12 protein-coding genes, 8 tRNA genes, 2 rRNA genes and 1 pseudogene are annotated in these 17343 nt (G+C 31.8%); all 23 read left to right on the top strand.

Annotated elements, in window-relative coordinates:
- Positions 1-3: 3 nt before the first annotated feature.
- The 23 genes and pseudogenes from alaS (at position 4) to EGN60_RS02850 (ending at position 17331) form a co-directional block, all read left to right on the top strand.
- The gene (gene alaS / locus EGN60_RS02955; protein ID WP_124724579.1) at positions 4-2655 is read left to right on the top strand and encodes an alanine--tRNA ligase; all 2652 of its coding nucleotides are present in this window, start codon (positions 4-6) and stop codon (positions 2653-2655) included.
- Position 2656: 1 nt separating this feature from the next.
- Positions 2657-3088, top strand: coding sequence for a Holliday junction resolvase RuvX (ruvX, locus tag EGN60_RS02950; RefSeq protein WP_124724578.1), 432 nt, complete (start codon positions 2657-2659; stop codon positions 3086-3088).
- A complete protein-coding gene (locus EGN60_RS02945) occupies positions 3081-3374 on the top strand; it encodes a hypothetical protein (protein WP_124724577.1) in 294 nt (97 codons plus the stop codon). Before ruvX ends, EGN60_RS02945 begins: the two co-directional genes overlap by 8 nt.
- Positions 3364-4071 carry a BC85_0335 family putative methyltransferase gene (locus EGN60_RS02940; RefSeq protein ID WP_124724576.1) on the top strand — a complete coding sequence of 236 codons (708 nt, stop codon included), beginning with the start codon at positions 3364-3366 and terminating at the stop codon, positions 4069-4071. The genes EGN60_RS02945 and EGN60_RS02940 overlap by 11 nt, the downstream gene beginning before the upstream one ends.
- A 44-nt stretch (positions 4072-4115) precedes the next feature.
- Positions 4116-4282: pseudogene (locus EGN60_RS03660) on the top strand (transcription elongation factor GreA); the annotation flags it as partial.
- A gap of 9 nt (positions 4283-4291) precedes the next feature.
- On the top strand, positions 4292-4585 hold the full coding sequence (locus tag EGN60_RS02935; RefSeq protein ID WP_408632036.1) for a GreA/GreB family elongation factor: 294 nt from the start codon (positions 4292-4294) through the stop codon (positions 4583-4585).
- Positions 4586-4761: 176 nt separating this feature from the next.
- Positions 4762-6281 (top strand): 16S ribosomal RNA (locus tag EGN60_RS02930).
- 187 nt (positions 6282-6468) lie between these two features.
- A 23S ribosomal RNA gene (locus EGN60_RS02925) occupies positions 6469-9364 on the top strand.
- The 16S and 23S rRNA genes sit together here, the layout of an rRNA operon.
- A gap of 238 nt (positions 9365-9602) precedes the next feature.
- Positions 9603-10151 (top strand): hypothetical protein, encoded by a 549-nt coding sequence (locus tag EGN60_RS02920; RefSeq protein ID WP_124724575.1) that lies wholly within the window; start codon positions 9603-9605, stop codon positions 10149-10151.
- A gap of 123 nt (positions 10152-10274) precedes the next feature.
- The gene (locus EGN60_RS02915) at positions 10275-11057 is read left to right on the top strand and encodes a tRNA1(Val) (adenine(37)-N6)-methyltransferase (protein ID WP_124724574.1); all 783 of its coding nucleotides are present in this window, start codon (positions 10275-10277) and stop codon (positions 11055-11057) included.
- Entirely contained in the window at positions 11057-12610 is a 1554-nt protein-coding gene (gene metG, locus EGN60_RS02910; RefSeq protein ID WP_124724573.1) for a methionine--tRNA ligase, read from the top strand. Before EGN60_RS02915 ends, metG begins: the two co-directional genes overlap by 1 nt.
- Positions 12611-12667: 57 nt before the next feature.
- Complete coding sequence (gene obgE, locus EGN60_RS02905) at positions 12668-13939, top strand: GTPase ObgE (RefSeq protein WP_124724572.1); 1272 nt, start codon at positions 12668-12670, stop codon at positions 13937-13939.
- A gap of 67 nt (positions 13940-14006) precedes the next feature.
- A tRNA-Pro gene (locus tag EGN60_RS02900) sits at positions 14007-14083 on the top strand.
- 5 nt (positions 14084-14088) lie between these two features.
- Positions 14089-14165, top strand: a tRNA-Ala gene (locus EGN60_RS02895).
- A gap of 4 nt (positions 14166-14169) precedes the next feature.
- Positions 14170-14246: transfer RNA gene (locus tag EGN60_RS02890), tRNA-Met, on the top strand.
- Between the two features lie 25 nt (positions 14247-14271).
- Positions 14272-14347, top strand: a tRNA-Ile gene (locus EGN60_RS02885).
- A 2-nt stretch (positions 14348-14349) separates the two neighbouring features.
- A tRNA-Ser gene (locus tag EGN60_RS02880) sits at positions 14350-14440 on the top strand.
- Between the two features lie 6 nt (positions 14441-14446).
- Positions 14447-14523: transfer RNA gene (locus EGN60_RS02875), tRNA-Met, on the top strand.
- A 1-nt stretch (position 14524) separates the two neighbouring features.
- Positions 14525-14601 (top strand) — tRNA-Asp (locus EGN60_RS02870).
- Between the two features lie 4 nt (positions 14602-14605).
- A tRNA-Phe gene (locus EGN60_RS02865) sits at positions 14606-14681 on the top strand.
- A gap of 92 nt (positions 14682-14773) precedes the next feature.
- Entirely contained in the window at positions 14774-15568 is a 795-nt protein-coding gene (locus EGN60_RS02860; protein ID WP_124724571.1) for a SemiSWEET family transporter, read from the top strand.
- Positions 15569-15682: 114 nt separating this feature from the next.
- Positions 15683-16153, top strand: a complete 471-nt coding sequence (locus EGN60_RS02855) for a hypothetical protein (RefSeq protein WP_124724570.1) — start codon at positions 15683-15685, stop codon at positions 16151-16153.
- Positions 16154-16170: 17 nt separating this feature from the next.
- Positions 16171-17331, top strand: coding sequence for a hypothetical protein (locus tag EGN60_RS02850; protein WP_124724569.1), 1161 nt, complete (start codon positions 16171-16173; stop codon positions 17329-17331).
- Positions 17332-17343: the final 12 nt, after the last annotated feature.

Below are 17343 nucleotides of genomic sequence, written 5' to 3'. Positions count from 1 at the left end.
AACATGTTAACATCAAAAGAAATTAGAAAAATGTGATTAGATTTTTTTAGCTCTAAAGGACATTTAGTAGTTGAATCAAAATCTTTAATCCCTCAAAAGGATCCTTCTTTATTATGAATTAATTCAGGAGTTGCTACTTTAAAAGATTATTTTAGTGGGAAAAAAGTTCCACCTTCAAAAAGAATTACAAACTCACAAAAATCAATAAGAACTAATGATATTGAAAATGTTGGTGTAACAGCCAGACATCATACTTTTTTTGAAATGTTAGGTAATTTTTCTATTGGTGATTATTTTAAAAAAGAAGCAATTGCATTTGGTTATGAATTTGTTATTAATGTTTTAAAATTGTCAAAAGAAAGAATTTATATTACTTATTTTGAAGAAGATAAAGATACATATAATTACTGAATTGAAAATGGAATTGATGCTAGTCATTTAATAAAAGGAACAAGAGACACAAACTTCTGAGACGTTGGTCAAGGACCTTGTGGACCTGATACAGAAATATTTTATGACCGTGGAGAAAAATATGATTCAAGAGGTCTTGAATTATTAATCAATGATATTGAAAACGATCGTTTTATTGAAATTTGAAATATTGTATTTTCACAATTTAATAATGATGGAGAAAATAACTACACTGAATTAGCTACAAAAAATATCGATACTGGAGCAGGACTAGAAAGAATTACTTCAATTATGCAAGATGCTCCAACAAACTTTGATACTGATTTATTTTTACCAATAATAAGAGAAGTTGAAAAATTAACTGATAAAAAATATGTAATTGAAAACTATTTTACAAAAGATCCTATTCAAACTAAAATTAATACATATTTTAAAATAATTGCTGATCATATTCGTTCATCAGTTAATGCAATTAATGATGGTGTTAGTCCTTCAAATGTTGGGCGTGGATATATTATTAGAAGATTAATAAGAAGAGCTTATAGAGCAGGTATTTCTCTAGGAATTACTAAAAAAGCATTCTTATATACTTTAGTTAAAATAGTTAAAGATTCATTAATTTATGAAATAGATGTTGAAAATGTCTCAAAAATAATTAAAAATGAAGAAGAATTATTTGCTAAAACAATAAATGAAGGTGAAAAACTTTTAGAACAAGAATTAGCAAAAAATGGACATATTGATGTTAAAATCGCATTTAAAATGTTTGACACTTATGGTTTTCCAGTTGAACTAACTTCAGAAATTCTTGCTGAAAAAGGCATTAAATTAGACATGAATGAGTTTAATGAATTTTTAAAAGAACATCAAAAGAGATCTAGAGGAAATATTGAAGTCGGGATGCAAAAAGTTATTAACTCTTTAGCTTTAATTCCTGACAAAGTTTCAGAATTTATTGGATATGAATATTTAGAAAGTGAATCTAAAATTTTATATTTATTAAATGAAGAAAATTCAATTGAAAAAAATGATGATGAAAATAAAATAAGCTATGTTATTTTAGATAAAACTCCTTTTTATGCAACAAGTGGTGGTCAAAATCATGACTTTGGTTATTTAATGCAAAATGAAAATAAAATAGAAGTTTTAGATGTTTTTAAAGATAAGTATTGAAATCATGTTCACGTTGTAAAAGGCAAAATAAATAATAAAGATTTAGTTAAAGCATATGTTGATAAAGATAAAAGAATTAACTATGCACGTAACCACTCTTCAACTCACATTATGTTTCATGCTTTAAGACAAACATATCCTAATGAAATAATTGAACAATTAGGTTCTAATATTACTCCTGAACATTTTACTTTTGATTTTGGTCTTGATCATAGACCAACAAAACAAGAAATTCAAAACATTGAACAAATTATGCGTAACTATATAAAAATGGATGCAAAAAGAAATTATATAGTTACTACAATTAAAAAAGCTCAAGAACTAGGCGCTTATATGACTATTGCTGAATCAGAATATCATGACGCTAATGAAGTTAGAGTTGTTGAATTTGAAAATATAACTAAAGACTTATGTGGTGGAACTCACGTACCACATACTTCAGTTATTGAAGATTTCAAAATCGTTTCAGTAGATTCAAAAGGTACAGGTGTTTATCGTTTAAGAGTAGTTACTTCATTTAAATTAGTTAATGAATATTTAGATGAAGAAATAAATGAAAAAATTAAATTATTAGAAACTTTAATTAAAAATAATCAAAGTTTAAATAGTTCATATCAAATTTCAATTCCTAGTTTTGATTTAAAAAACAGTTTTGATAAAGAACAAGCTTTATTAAAATATGACGAAATTGAAAATCAAATAAGAGAAGATTATAAAAAATTATTAAAAGAAAATCAAAATAAACTAGTAGATATAACTCAATTTAAAAAAGAAATTATTAATAATAAAGAATTTTATTTAATTTCTAATCTTGAAAATAACGATTTAAAAAATGCAATTATTCAATTAAGAGAAACAAATGTTAATGCAATTGTTATTGGTTTAATAAAAAACGAAAATAGTTGCTTTTTAATAGTTGCATCTAAAACTCAAGACTCAAAAGCACTTTTTGATTTAATTGCTAAAAACTTTAATGGACGAGGTGGTGGAAATAAAATCGTAGCCCAAGGTTCAATTAAATCTGATCTTGATAAAGAATTAATTATTGAAGAAATTAAAAAATTAATTTAATATGAGAGCTATTTGTTTAGATCTAGGAACTAGAAGCTGTGGCTTTGCTATATCTGATAAATCAAGAATTATAGTAAGTCCATTAGAAAACTTTGGTTTTGAATTAAATCACTTTAAACATGTAATAGCAAAATTAAAATACTATTTATATGAAAGTGAATATAAAAACGAAATTGATTTAATTGTTTTAGGTTATCCTTTAAGAATGGATTTATCTAAATCAGAAAGAACTTTTATAGTTGAACGTTTTAAAAATAGATTATCAAATGAAATAGAAATACCTATTGTTTTTCAAGATGAAAGACAAAGTACAATTAATGCCGAAGATATTTTAATATCAGCTGGCTTTAGCAGACAAAAAAGAAAAACCAAAAAAGATTCTTTAGCAGCTCAATTAATTTTAGAAGAATATTTAAGGAGACAAAATGGCTAAAAATAAAGTTTTTATAATCAATGAACAAAGAGCAGTAGAAATTGCAAATGAAAAGCTTTATGTAATATTTGATTTTTTTGAAAATGGAGAACATTATTTAGCTTTAACAAATAAAGAAGGAATTATTTTTGCAAAAGAAAAAGATAATCTACTTTCTGAAGTTGATGATGAAGCTGAAATTGATATCTTAACTGATATCTTATATGAATTTTCATTAGAAAATGAAGCACTAGATGAAAATAATGAAGACATTTTAGCCAAACTTGTAGGAGAAGATGAAGAATAATTTTATTAAATTTAATGGTGAAGAATCTAAAATACCTGATCATGTAAGACTAATTTTAGGTATAACAATTGGAATTGCTTTATTAATTGCAATTATCGTTTTTGTTGCAACTGTTTTATATAAAAAAAAGATTCAAAACAGTGAAATAGTAAATAATCAACACGAAAAAGAATTAATAGCTAAATTAAAAACTGAAAATGAAAACTATGGAGTTATTTTAAACGGAATTAAAAAATACTATGAATTTTGTTTAGATGATTTAACTGTTACTTTTTTAGCAAATAGTATTTATTTAAACAACTTTGAAAATGTAAATGTAGTTTCAAGAAATGATTATTTAGCCATTTCTCTTTCTAATTTAACTAAAGCTAAAATTTATCAAGAAAAAAACTATTTAGAAATTCAAAAAATATCTGAAATTAAAAATGATTTTCCAGATATTAATACTTCAGAACTATTTTATTCAGATAATAATATAGAATATGATGCAGTTTTTGATTTGAGATCTTCTCATTTAGAAACTCAAATAAATGACGGAGTAAAAAAACTAAAAAAACAAGGCTTAATAATTATTTATTTAAATTCAATTAAAGAATATAAACAAAATTTATCTTTAATCAATTCATTAGTAGATTTTAAACATGAAATTTTTAAAATCAAACACCAAAAATTATTACTTTTATCTAATAAGCACTAAAATAAGATAAAATTAAAATAATAGCTTAAAATAAGGAGAACAATATGGCACAAGAAAAAATTTATTTAACTCGTGAAAGTTTACAAGAATATCAAAGAAAGTTGACTCATTTACAAGAAGTTGAAAGACCTCAAGTAATAGAAGAAATTAAAGAAGCTAGAAATCAAGGGACTTATCAGAAAACGCTGAATATGATGCGGCCCGTGATAAACAAGCTGCTATAGAAAATGAAATTTTAGAAATTCAACACATTTTAGAAAATGCTGAAATAATTGATGAAACTTCTAAAAACTCTAATATAGTAAAAATCGGTTCATCTGTAAATGTTTTTAACTTAAGTGATAATAAAAAATATAATGTAACAATAGTAGGTGCATTAGATGCTGATCCATTTAATGACAAAATCTCAAACAGTTCTCCTTTAGCTCGTGCTATATTAGGTCGTGAAGTTGGAGAAATTTTAGAAGTAGAAGCTCCTAAAAAATACCGTGTAAAAATTGAAAGTATTAATTAAAATCATTAAAAAAGGGAATTTCTCTTTTTTTATTAATTTTTTTCATAATTTTTGAAAAAATAAAAAAAATGTGTATAATAGATATTGTGCTTATTAATAAAAGCATAAAAGATAGTTCTTTGAAAACTGGATACAAATACCATAACGTCAATTTATTTTCAATAATATAGATAACAATTTTTAAGAGTTTGATCCTGGCTCAGGATGAACGCTGGCTGTGTGCCTAATACATGCATGTCGAGCGGGGTTTTTTAAACCTAGCGGCGAATGGGTGAGTAACACGTGCTTAATCTACCTTTTAGATTGGAATACCTGATGGAAACATTAGTTAATGCCGGATACGCATGGAATCGCATGATTCCGTTGTGAAAGGGGCCTCAAAGCCCCACTAAGAGATGAGGGTGCGGAACATTAGTTAGTTGGTAGGGTAATGGCCTACCAAGACTATGATGTTTAGCCGGGTCGAGAGACTGAACGGCCACATTGGGACTGAGATACGGCCCAAACTCCTACGGGAGGCAGCAGTAGGGAATATTCCACAATGAGCGAAAGCTTGATGGAGCGACACAGCGTGCACGATGAAGGTCTTCGGATTGTAAAGTGCTGTTATAAGGGAAGAACATTCAGAAGAGGAAATGCTTTTGAACTGACGGTACCTTATCAGAAAGCGATGGCTAACTATGTGCCAGCAGCCGCGGTAATACATAGGTCGCAAGCGTTATCCGGAATTATTGGGCGTAAAGCGTTCGTAGGCTGTTTGTTAAGTCTGGAGTCAAATCCCGGGGCTCAACCCCGGCTCGCTTTGGATACTGGCAAACTAGAGTTGGATAGAGGTAAGCGGAATTCCATGTGAAGCGGTGAAATGCGTAGATATATGGAAGAACACCAAAGGCGAAGGCAGCTTACTGGGTCTATACTGACGCTGAGGGACGAAAGCGTGGGGAGCAAACAGGATTAGATACCCTGGTAGTCCACGCTGTAAACGATGATCATTAGTCGGTGGGGAACTCACTGACGCAGCTAACGCATTAAATGATCCGCCTGAGTAGTATGCTCGCAAGAGTGAAACTTAAAGGAATTGACGGGGACCCGCACAAGCGGTGGAGCATGTGGTTTAATTTGAAGATACACGGAGAACCTTACCCACTCTTGACATCTTCTGCAAAGCTATAGAGATATAGTGGAGGTTAACAGAATGACAGATGGTGCATGGTTGTCGTCAGCTCGTGTCGTGAGATGTTTGGTCAAGTCCTGCAACGAGCGCAACCCCTATCTTTAGTTACTAACGAGTTAAGTCGAGGACTCTAGAGATACTGCCTGGGTAACCGGGAGGAAGGTGGGGATGACGTCAAATCATCATGCCTCTTACGAGTGGGGCCACACACGTGCTACAATGGTCGGTACAAAGAGAAGCAATATGGCGACATTGAGCAAATCTCAAAAAGCCGATCTCAGTTCGGATTGGAGTCTGCAATTCGACTCCATGAAGTCGGAATCGCTAGTAATCGCAGATCAGCTATGCTGCGGTGAATACGTTCTCGGGTCTTGTACACACCGCCCGTCACACCATGGGAGCTGGTAATACCCAAAGTCGGTTTGCTAACCTCGGAGGCGACCGCCTAAGGTAGGACTGGTGACTGGGGTGAAGTCGTAACAAGGTATCCCTACGAGAACGTGGGGATGGATCACCTCCTTTCTACGGAGTACACTAGTTATGGAGTAATATTTGTATCCAGTTTTGAGAGAACAATCTCTCAATTTTGTTCTTTGAAAACTGAATAACGACATTGATATATTAATTAATATTTCAAAGTTTAGATCAACCTATAGAATACAAAATTATAGACAAACAATAGATCATACAACAAATATAACAAAACAACTATTAAACAAGATAAGAGTTTTTGGTGGATGCCTTGGGTCTGGAAGTCGATGAAGGACGTGATTACCTGCGATAAGCCTCGGTTAGCTGGAAATAAGCTACGATCCGGGGATTTCCGAATGGGGAAACCTAATTGAGCTAATCCTCAATTATCATATCGATGAATTCATAGTCGAATGAAGAGACACGCTGTGAATTGAAACATCTCAGTAGCAGCAGGAAGAGAAAATGAAGAATGATTCCCTCAGTAGTGGCGAGCGAACGGGGAAAAGCCCAAACCAACACATGTTGTTGGGGTTGTAGGACTACATTATGAAGTTACAAAATTTAGTTATAGCAGAATAAGTTGGAATGCTTAAACATAGAGGGTGAAATTCCCGTAAGCGAAATGGCTAAATCTTCTTGTAGTATCCTGAGTAGGGCGGGGCACGTGAAACCCTGTCTGAATCTGCCGGGACCACCCGGTAAGGCTAAATACTAACCAGACACCGATAGTGAACTAGTACCGTGAGGGAAAGGTGAAAAGAACCCCGGGAGGGGAGTGAAATAGATTCTGAAACCAATTACTTACAGTTAGTCAGAGCCCGTTAATGGGTGATGGCGTACATCTTGCAGAATGGACCGGCGAGTTATGTCAACATGCGAGGTTAAGTGGATTAAAGCGAAGCCGTAGAGAAATCGAGTCTTAATAGGGCGCTTTAGTATGTTGATATAGACCCGAAACCAGGTGATCTACCCATGAGCAGGCTGAAACTTAGGTAACACTAAGTGGAGGGCCGAACCGTAGTACGCTAAAAAGTGCCCGGATGACTTGTGGGTAGGGGTGAAATTCCAATCGAACTTGGAGATAGCTGGTTCTCTCCGAAATAGCTTTAGGGCTAGCGTGTAGTGTTAAGTGATGGGGGTAGAGCACTGAATATGGAATGGCGGCGCCTAGCCGTACTGACTATAATCAAACTCCGAATACTATCATGTATTACTATGCAGTCGGTACATCGGTGATAACGTCGATGCACGCGAGGGGAACAACCCAGATCGTCAGCTAAGGTCCCAAAATTGTGTTAAGTGAGAAAGGTTGTGGAGTTTCTTAAACAGCTAGGATGTTGGCTTAGAAGCAGCCACCGTTTAAAGAGTGCGTAATAGCTCACTAGTCGAGAGACTCTGTGCCGATAATTCAACGGGACTAAAACACAATACCGAAGCTACGGGCAGAAATGCGTTAGGAGAGCGTTGTAAGGGCATTGAAGGTAGACTGTGAAGACTACTGGAGCGCTTACAAGTGAGAATGCCGGTATGAGTAACGATTCAGAGTGAGAATCTCTGACGCCTATTGGGGAAGGTTTCCTGGGCAAGGTTCGTCCACCCAGGGTTAGTCGGGTCCTAAGACGAGGCCGAAAGGCGTAGCCGATGGACAACAGGTTAATATTCCTGTACTTTCTTTAAATGTGATGGAGTGACGGGGGAGGATAGTACTACCACTTACTGGATTGTGGGGTAAATAATGACTGGGTCATGTAGGCAAATCCGCATGGCTTAACCGGGAGTTATGATGCATAGTGAAATGGCGACAAAGTAGCGAATTGGATGATTCCATACCTCTTAAAAAAGCTTCTAACTTAAGTTTATTGAAACCCGTACCGAGAACGAACACACGTCCCCAAGATGAGTATTCTAAGGCGAGCGAGAAAACTATTGTCAAGGAACTCTGCAAATTCATCCCGTAAGTTCGCAAGAAGGGATGCCCACCCTAAAAAGTGGGCCGCAGTGAATAGTAAGGGGGAACTGTTTATCAAAAACACAGCTCTATGCTAAGTCGTAAGACGATGTATATGGGGTGACTCCTGCCCAGTGCCCGAAGGTTAAGCAAAGGTGTTAGCATTTGCGAAGCATTGATGTGAAGCCCGGGTGAACGGCGGCCGTAACTATAACGGTCCTAAGGTAGCGAAATTCCTTGTCGGCTAAATACTGACCTGCACGAAAGGAGTAATTATCTCTTAACTGTCTCGACAATAGACTCGGTGAAATTATGGTTCCGGCGAAGACGCCGGAGACCCGCATCTAGACGAAAAGACCCCGTGGAGCTTTACTATAACTTCATATTGGAGTTTGATTTAACATGTGTAGGATAGGTGGGAGACTATGAGGCTTGGACGCCAGTTCAAGCGGAGTCACCGTTGAAATACCACCCTTGTTACGTTGAACTTCTAACTTGTTCCCGTCATCCGGGAAGAGGACAGTGTGTGGTGGGTAGTTTGACTGGGGCGGTCGCCTCCTAAAGGGTAACGGAGGCGTTCAAAGTTACACTCAATACGGTCAGAAACCGTATCTTAGAGCATAAAGGTAGAAGTGTGATTGACTGTGAGACCTACAAGTCGAGCAGGTGCGAAAGCAGGACTTAGTGATCCGGCGGTTCTTCGTGGAAAGGCCGTCGCTCAACGGATAAAAGCTACCCCGGGGATAACAGGCTTATCTTTCCCAAGAGATCACATCGACGGGAAGGTTTGGCACCTCGATGTCGGCTCATCGCATCCTGGAGCTGGAGTCGGTTCCAAGGGTTGGGCTGTTCGCCCATTAAAGCGGTACGCGAGCTGGGTTCAAAACGTCGTGAGACAGTTTGGTTCCTATCTGATGTGGGCGTTGGAATATTGATGAGAGCTACTCTTAGTACGAGAGGACCGGAGTGGACGCACCGATGGTGTGCCAGTTGTTTTGCCAAAAGCATAGCTGGGTAGCCAAGTGCGGCAGGGATAACCGCTGAAAGCATCTAAGCGGGAAGCCCCCTCAAAGATGAGTATTCCCTTTAAATTCCTTATAGACTATGAGGTTGATAGGCTGGAGGTGTAAGTATAGCAATATATTCAGCTGACCAGTACTAATAAATTGATTGGTTTAATAGTGATAAATTTTATAGCGAGATTTAAAATTGTCGTATTCAGTTTTCAGAGAACGATTAAAAAGTGCTTAATCTAAGCACTTTTTTATTTTATATACAAATTTTGTTTTTAAAATAAAAAACTTAAAAAATTTCCATTTTTATATATAAAAAATAAAATTTAAACCTTTTTTATAACTTAATAAAAAATATTACTAATTTTTTTGTATACTGAAAGAACTAAATAGTAATAAGGAAAAAATATGAAGCAAAAAAATGAATTAAACTTAAATAAAAAACTATTTTTAAGCTTTGAGATTTTATTAAACATAGTTTTTGTTTTATCATTACTTTTTATTTTTGTTTATATAATCTGATGTAATGACTATAACAATAAAATTTCTTTAATAAATGAACCTGAAATAAAAAAAGTAAAAAAATATATAAATTGAAAATATAATTATCCTATCTCTTTTACTTTAGTTTATTTATCTTATTTTATGATACAAATTACTAAATTCGCTATTTTATATAAAAATAGAAATGGCTGATTAAGAAGCTTATTTTCTATGTTTTTCATTAATAAAATTCAATTTATTAATGAAAATAAAAAAACAAATAAAATTAACTTTATATCATCTTTCGTTATATTAAATATTGCTTTAGTTTCAATTATTATTTCTATAGCATTTAATATATTTGCTGATGCTCTAAAATTTAGCCTTATTGTTTTGTTTATATATTTAATTACAATATTTTTAATTTATATTCCATTAATAATTTATTTTAAAAATAAAAAATATATTAATTAAATCTATTTTAATTTAAGCATCATGATGATGCTTTTTTTATTTAAATAAAAAACAGATAAAGCAACTTTTATTAAAGTTTTAAAATGCTAATATTGTATAATTTTTAATAATTAAGGAAATAAAATGAGCGAAAAAATTATTAAAAACAATTTAGGATATTCTGGTGATTTATTTGTCTATCAAGATAAAGAAATGTTTAACTATTCTGTTGATACTATAATGTTCGGCAATTTTGTTTCTTTAAATCGTAATATTTCAAATATTTTAGAAATAGGAGCTAATAATGGTGCTTTATCTATTTTTGTAGCAGCAAGAGATAAAGATATAAAAATAGATGCTGTTGAAATTCAAAAAAGAGCCGTTGATTTAGCAAATAAAAACGTTACTTTAAACAAATTAGAAAATCAAATAAATGTAATATGAGAAGATTTTAAAAAATATGCAAAAGATTACGCAATACTGTGTGGAACAAAAAAAGCTAAAAAATATTCAATGATTATAGCTAATCCTCCTTATTATAACGAAAATTATAATGTCAAAAGAAAAACAAGTTCTAAAGAAAAATTAATAGCAACACATGAAATTGAATTAGATTTAGAAACATTAATAAGTTTAAGTGCCAAAATTATTGAACAAAAAGGTTATTTATCAATAGTTTTACCAATGGCTAGATATATTGATTTAATTGAACTTTTAAGAAAATACGAATTTGAACCTAAAAGAATTCAATTAATTTACACAAGAGTTTCGTCTATGCCTAAATTTTGTATGGTAGAAAGCAGATATAAATCAGGTTGAGGAACAACTTTTGAACCTAATTTATATTTACATAATGACGATAAAAACGATCACAGCTATCGCAATGAAATTAAAGAATTATATAGTCCAAAGAAAGTGAGAAAATAATGAAAAAAACTTTTTATATCTCAACACCAATATACTACCCTAGTGGAGATTTACACATAGGACATTTACTAACTACAACTTTAGCTTGAGTTTATAGAAACTATAAAAAACAACAAGGATATAAAACTTTCTTTGTTACAGGTATAGATGAACATGGTGAAAAAATAGCAAAAAAAGCCTTAGAAAACAATTTAGAACCTTTAAAATTTACTGATTTACAAACTGAAAAATTTAAAAATCTTTGAACTTTATTAAATATTGATTATGATCATTTTTCAAGAACAACTAATAAAAATCATGAAAAAATGGTTATTAAAATTTTTAACAAAATGTTAGAAAAAGGCTATATTTATAAAGGTTCATATCAAGGTTTATATTCAGTTAGTGATGAAGAATTTTTAACATTATCTCAAGCTAAAAAAGAAAATGGAAAATTCTATCATCCTGTTTCAGGACATGAACTTAGTCAAATTAGTGAAGAAAGCTACTTTTTTAAAATGTCAATGTTTTCTAATTGAATTAAAGACTTTTTAATTAACAATCCTGAATTCATTTCAAATAAAGCAACTCAAAAAGAATTAATTACTAATTTTTTATTAGAAGGTTTAGAAGATCTTTCAGTTACAAGAGTTTCTTTTGATTGAGGAATTAAATTAGATAATCTACAAACAGAAAAAAAACACGTTATTTATGTATGATTAGATGCTTTATTTAATTACTTAAGTGCTTTAAATTATTTATCAGAAGAAAATGATGAACTATATAATGAATTTTGAAAAAACGGTGATGAAAGAGTTCATGTACTAGGAAAAGAAATTAGCCGTTTTCATAGTCTTTATTGACCAATATTTTTAAAATCTTTAGATATTAATATGCCAACTAAAGAAATAGTTCATTCATGAATTATTACTCCCGAAGGTAAAATGTCAAAATCAAAAGGGAATGTAATTAATCCAATTGATTTAATTAATAAATATGGAGCTGAAGAAATTAAATACTTCTTTGCTTCACAAATCAATATCGATAGCGACTATTCATTTTCAGAAAAAACTTTAATTAATGTTTTAAATGCAAATCTATCTAATAACTTTGGTAATTTAGTAAATAGAGTTGCTAAAATGATAAATAATTCTTTTGAAAATGGAGTTTATTATGATAAAAATAATCTTCAAGAAATTGATTTAGAAATTCTAGAAATTCTAGAAAGCTATTATTTAAATTATAAAGAGCAAATGGACAACTTTCATATTGATAAAGCAAATGATGTAGCAATGGCTTTATCAAGTAAATTAAATGAATATATAGATAAAACAGAACCTTGAAAATTAACTAATGATTTAACTCGCTTAAACTGTGTTTTAAACACTTTATTAAACGGTATATACTTAGTTAATTTAATGTTAAGCATTATTATGCCTATTAAATGCCAAAAAATTAATCAATTTATTGCTCAAAATAGTTTTGATTATAATTTAATAACTGACTTTAAAAAGTTTGATAATAAGCAAATAAATGTATCAGAAATTCTATTTATGAGAATTAAAAACAATTAGCCAATAGCAATGGCTAATTTTATTTTTTAAGTCATAAATTATGCTAAAATAATTAGTATGAAATTTATAGATGAAGTTGATATTTTAGTTAAAGCCGGAAAAGGTGGAGATGGCATTATTTCTTTTAGACGTGAAGCCAACGTTGATCGTGGTGGACCTGATGGAGGAGATGGTGGAAACGGTGGTTCAGTTTATTTTCAAGGAGACACAGGTCAAAACACCTTATTACCATTTTATTATCAAAATAAAATAATAGCTGAAAATGGCGAAAACGGTAAACCAAAAAATGCATATGGGGCAGCAGGACAAGATTTAATTGTTAAAGTTCCTATGGGTACAATGGTTTATTTAGATGGTAAATTAATTGCTGATATTGTTGATGATCAAAAATATTTAATTGCAAAAGGTGGAAAAGGTGGCAAAGGGAATTTAAAATTTAAATCTTCTCGTAATACTGCACCTAGACTATGTGAAAATGGAACAAGAGGTGAAAGCTTTGAACTTCATTTAACTTTAAAAGTTTTAGCAGATGTTGGTTTTGTTGGAAAACCATCAGCCGGTAAAAGTTCTATTTTAAATTTAATTACAAATGCAAAAGCAAAAGTTGCTGATTATGACTTTACTACTTTAGTTCCTCAACTTGGTATGGTTAAATATCATGACAAAAGTTTTGTAGTAGCTGATTTACCAGGTTTAATTGAATTTGCAAGTGAAGGAAAAGGTTTGGGAATTCAATTTTTAAAACATATAGAACGTTGTAAAGTAATTGCTCATATTATTGACTTTGGATCTGATAATAAAAATCCAATCGAAGATTTTGAAATTATTAATAATGAATTAAAAAACTATAATTTAAGACTTGAAAAATTACCTCAAATTATTATTGCTAATAAAAAAGATCTAGATGCTTATGAAAATCATTTAAAAGAATTTAAAGCTAAATATCCAGATTTAGTAATAGTTGAAAGCTGTGCTTTTATTAATGATGATATAGAAGCTATTAAAACAGCTATGTTTGAATTATTACAAAGCAAAAAAAACGAAATACAAGAACTTGAAAAATTAGAAAATGAAATTGTTCATATAACTTTAAATAAAAAACCTACTGAAATAATTCAACTAAATTCAGACACATGAGAAGTAATTGGGGATGATGTATATAATATATATGATAAAATTCCAGTTATTTCTTTAGATAACTTATGAAGGTTAAATGCAAAATTAGAAAAAGTCGGACTTTTTGAATTAATTAGAGACGCAAAAGTTAAAAAAGGCGACACAATTAAGATAAGAGATTTTGAATTTACCTGAGATGATGAGAAATTTTAATTTTTTTTGAAAACTTTAAAAAAAATTATATATAATTAATAACGTATCAAATACTAGCATACGCCGTGGAGAAGTAGCTCAGCTTGGCAGAGCCCTTGGTTTGGGACCAAGTTGTCGCAGGTTCGAATCCTGTCTTCTTCACCATTTATGGGGGGGTAGCTCACCTGGCCAGAGCGCCTGCCTTGCACGCAGGAGGTAGAGGGTTCGAGTCCCTTCCTCTCCACCATTATGGCACTGTAGCTCAGTTGGTTAGAGCGTCCGGTTCATACCCGGAAGGTCAAGAGTTCGACTCTCTTCGGTGCTACCATATGTAATAAACCCTATAGGGCTACGGACCCATAGCTCAATGGTTAGAGCAACCGGCTCATAACCGGTCGGTTACAGGTTCGAGTCCTGTTGGGTCCACCAATGGGCAATTACCCAAGTGGCTGAAGGGAGCAGTCTTGAAAACTGCCAGGGGCTTCACGGCCCGCGGGGGTTCAAATCCCTCATTGCCCGCCATTATATCGCGGAGTGGAGCAGTTTGGCAGCTCGTTGGGCTCATAACCCAAAGGTCATTGGTTCGAATCCAATCTCCGCAACCACGGTCCAGTGGTAAAGTGGTTTAATACGCTTCCCTGTCACGGAAGAGATCGCGGGTTCAATTCCCGTCTGGACCGCCATTATGGCTCTGTAGCTCAGTTGGTAGAGCAACGGACTGAAGCTCCGTGTGTCGCTGGTTCGATTCCTGCCGGAGCCACCATTTCAGAAATGACTAAACACCTAAAGGTGTTTTTTTATTTTATTTTTTAAAAATAAAAAACATTAAATCAAGTATAATTTAAAAGTATTATTATGACAACAATCATTAATGTATTTATTCAAGTTTTTGGAATACTTGCAGCAATAACAACAATTTGCTTAGGTTTTCCACAACTTTTACATTTACGCAAAACTAAAAAAACAGGTAACGTTAATTATTTATCATTTTGAATATTTTACTTTGGTTTATTAGTTTGACTTGTATTAGGTGTTTTTGGAGGAAATGAAGACGGTTGATATATATTTGTTGCCAACTTCATTTGTACCATTATATATAGCTTTACAATGTTCTATTTACATTACTATGATCAAAATAGAAAAGAAAAAACACTTTCAAAAGTAGTCATTGCAATTACATTCTTTGTATTATTTACTATAGCAATGTTTGCAGTATTTAGCGTATTAGTATATCACAAAATTAAATTTAACAAGTTTTATCCAGAAAAAGGAGCACTGATTAAATGAATGACAGGGACAGAATCATTGATTTTCGGTTTAATTGCCCCTTCATTTACAACTTTAGCTTTCATGCCTCAGTTAATCATCAGTTTTAAAAATAAAGATTTCAAAGGGCTTACACCATGAATGCCTGCAATCTTTTTAGTAAACAATACCTGATGAATTATTTTCTTTAGTTTAAGCATAGTTAATGCAAAGAACCAAGGATTAGGCTTACAAGATGGAGCTATGACTGCATTTATTGGAGGATTAATATGACAAATAATCTCTACAATAGTATATGCAATTCAATTAGCATTTATTTTGCATTATAAAGAATTAGAACATAAACATGCTCATGAAATTAAAATGCAACAAAAAAGTGCATAAATGACAAAAAAATTGAAAAAAATGCAATTTTTAATAAATTTGCATTTTTTTTATAACATTTGGTGCTTTTTACTATAAAATATATACTTATAACTTTTTAATGAAAGGAATAAAATGAAAAAATTTAAAAAATTATTTCTAGCGACTCTAGCATTGAGTCCTATAGCTTTAACAGCAGTTGCTGCATCATGTGCTAAAAATGAAGAAAAATCAAAAGTAGTAACAACCCCTGCAACTCCAAAAACTCCTAAAACTGAAAATACTGGAGCAGAGCAACCTAAAACTACTACTCCAGCATCAGAAGGTGCAAATAATGGACCAGCTGGTACACAAGATAACCAACCAGCTACACAAGCTAATGCAACAGTAGCATTATCTGATGATTTTAATCAAAAAGTAGCAGGAAACTTAGGAACAAGATTCCAAGTAAAAAACATCGTTAGAGGTGCTTTTGGGTTAGATGTTAATAAAACTGATGATGCATTAATTAATGAATCAAAAGGTTTGTTTGCTGTTTTATCTAAAAAAGCAAGTGAGAATTACACAAGGATTCACAATTTGGAACATTTAAAACAGAAATACTAGCTTTATTATTACAATTAATGAATTTAGGATTAGATCAAACTAAAGCAGGGCAAATTCAAGGAAATACTGGTGATGTTGCTGCTTATAAAGATGCAAGAATGAAATTTATGGAAAAAGCAAAAGAATTTTTACAAAAAGTTCATACTTTTGCTAACACTGAGTTATTATTGTCATTAGAAGACAAAGACTTAGCATGATATTTAAAAGATTCACTAGGCGAAGGTTTAATCAAAAAAATGACTGTTTATGCAAATGTAGCGCCACAAACAGATAACTCAACAAATGATTTAGCTAGATTTTTAGAAGCTTCAGCATCAGGCCTATCAAACCAATTTATGAAGGATTCTTCTGATGCAGCTCAAAGCGTAAAGACATTTTTACAAATGTTTTCATTAATAGTAAATCGTATGGATATTTTATTTGCTTCAAAAATCGGAGCTTTAAATTATACAGCTTCAAGTGATAGTGAAAAAACAAATAAAGTAAACGAAGCATTGATGAAATATAATTCAAAAATCAAAGCAAGATTAGATGCTTATAAAGCTAAATTTACTTCTGTAAAACCAGTTTACGACAAATTAAAAGCGATAGCAGATAAGTTTGGGGAAAATGGAGTTTTATCAACAGCTTTAGAAAGTTTTAAAGCAAAAGAATCAGATACCAATGCTAAAAAAGCTTATGATAACTTACTAAAATTAAAAAATGCTTTATTAGATGTTACAGTTGAACAAAAAACTACTAAAGGACTAGTTTCTGAATTTGCAGGATTACAATCAGTTAATGATTTAAACTATGATGAAAATGGTAAATTACAAAACTTTGTAGATTTCTTTAACTCTGTAGCTCCAAGCTGAAGTGCAGGATTAAATGTATTCTTAAAAGGTTTGGCAATTCAAGGTTTATTGGCCGATTTATTAGATGGTGCTTCAAAAGCTACAGGAGATGATTTAGCTACTGCGAAAGCTGAAGTTGCAAAATTAAGTGAATTGAATTCAGAATTAAATAAATTAAAAGGCCCTCAAACTCCTTTTGAAGCTAATTCATTATATGCTTTAAATCAATCAGTTAGAACAATCACTTCATACGCTCAACTAGTTGTTGCTGAAATCTTCAAACAATTTAACGCTGAAAGTGACGCATTTACAAACTTAGAAATTGCTGCTCCACAAGCTGCTTAATTAAATTAAAAA

The sequence above is a fragment of the Mycoplasma struthionis genome (assembly GCF_003855455.1).
In the GTDB taxonomy this organism is placed as follows: Bacteria; Bacillota_I; Bacilli_A; order Mycoplasmatales; family Metamycoplasmataceae; genus Metamycoplasma; species Metamycoplasma struthionis.
Note: the sequence above shows the minus strand (reverse complement) of the source record. Positions and strands in the feature narration are given on the sequence as shown.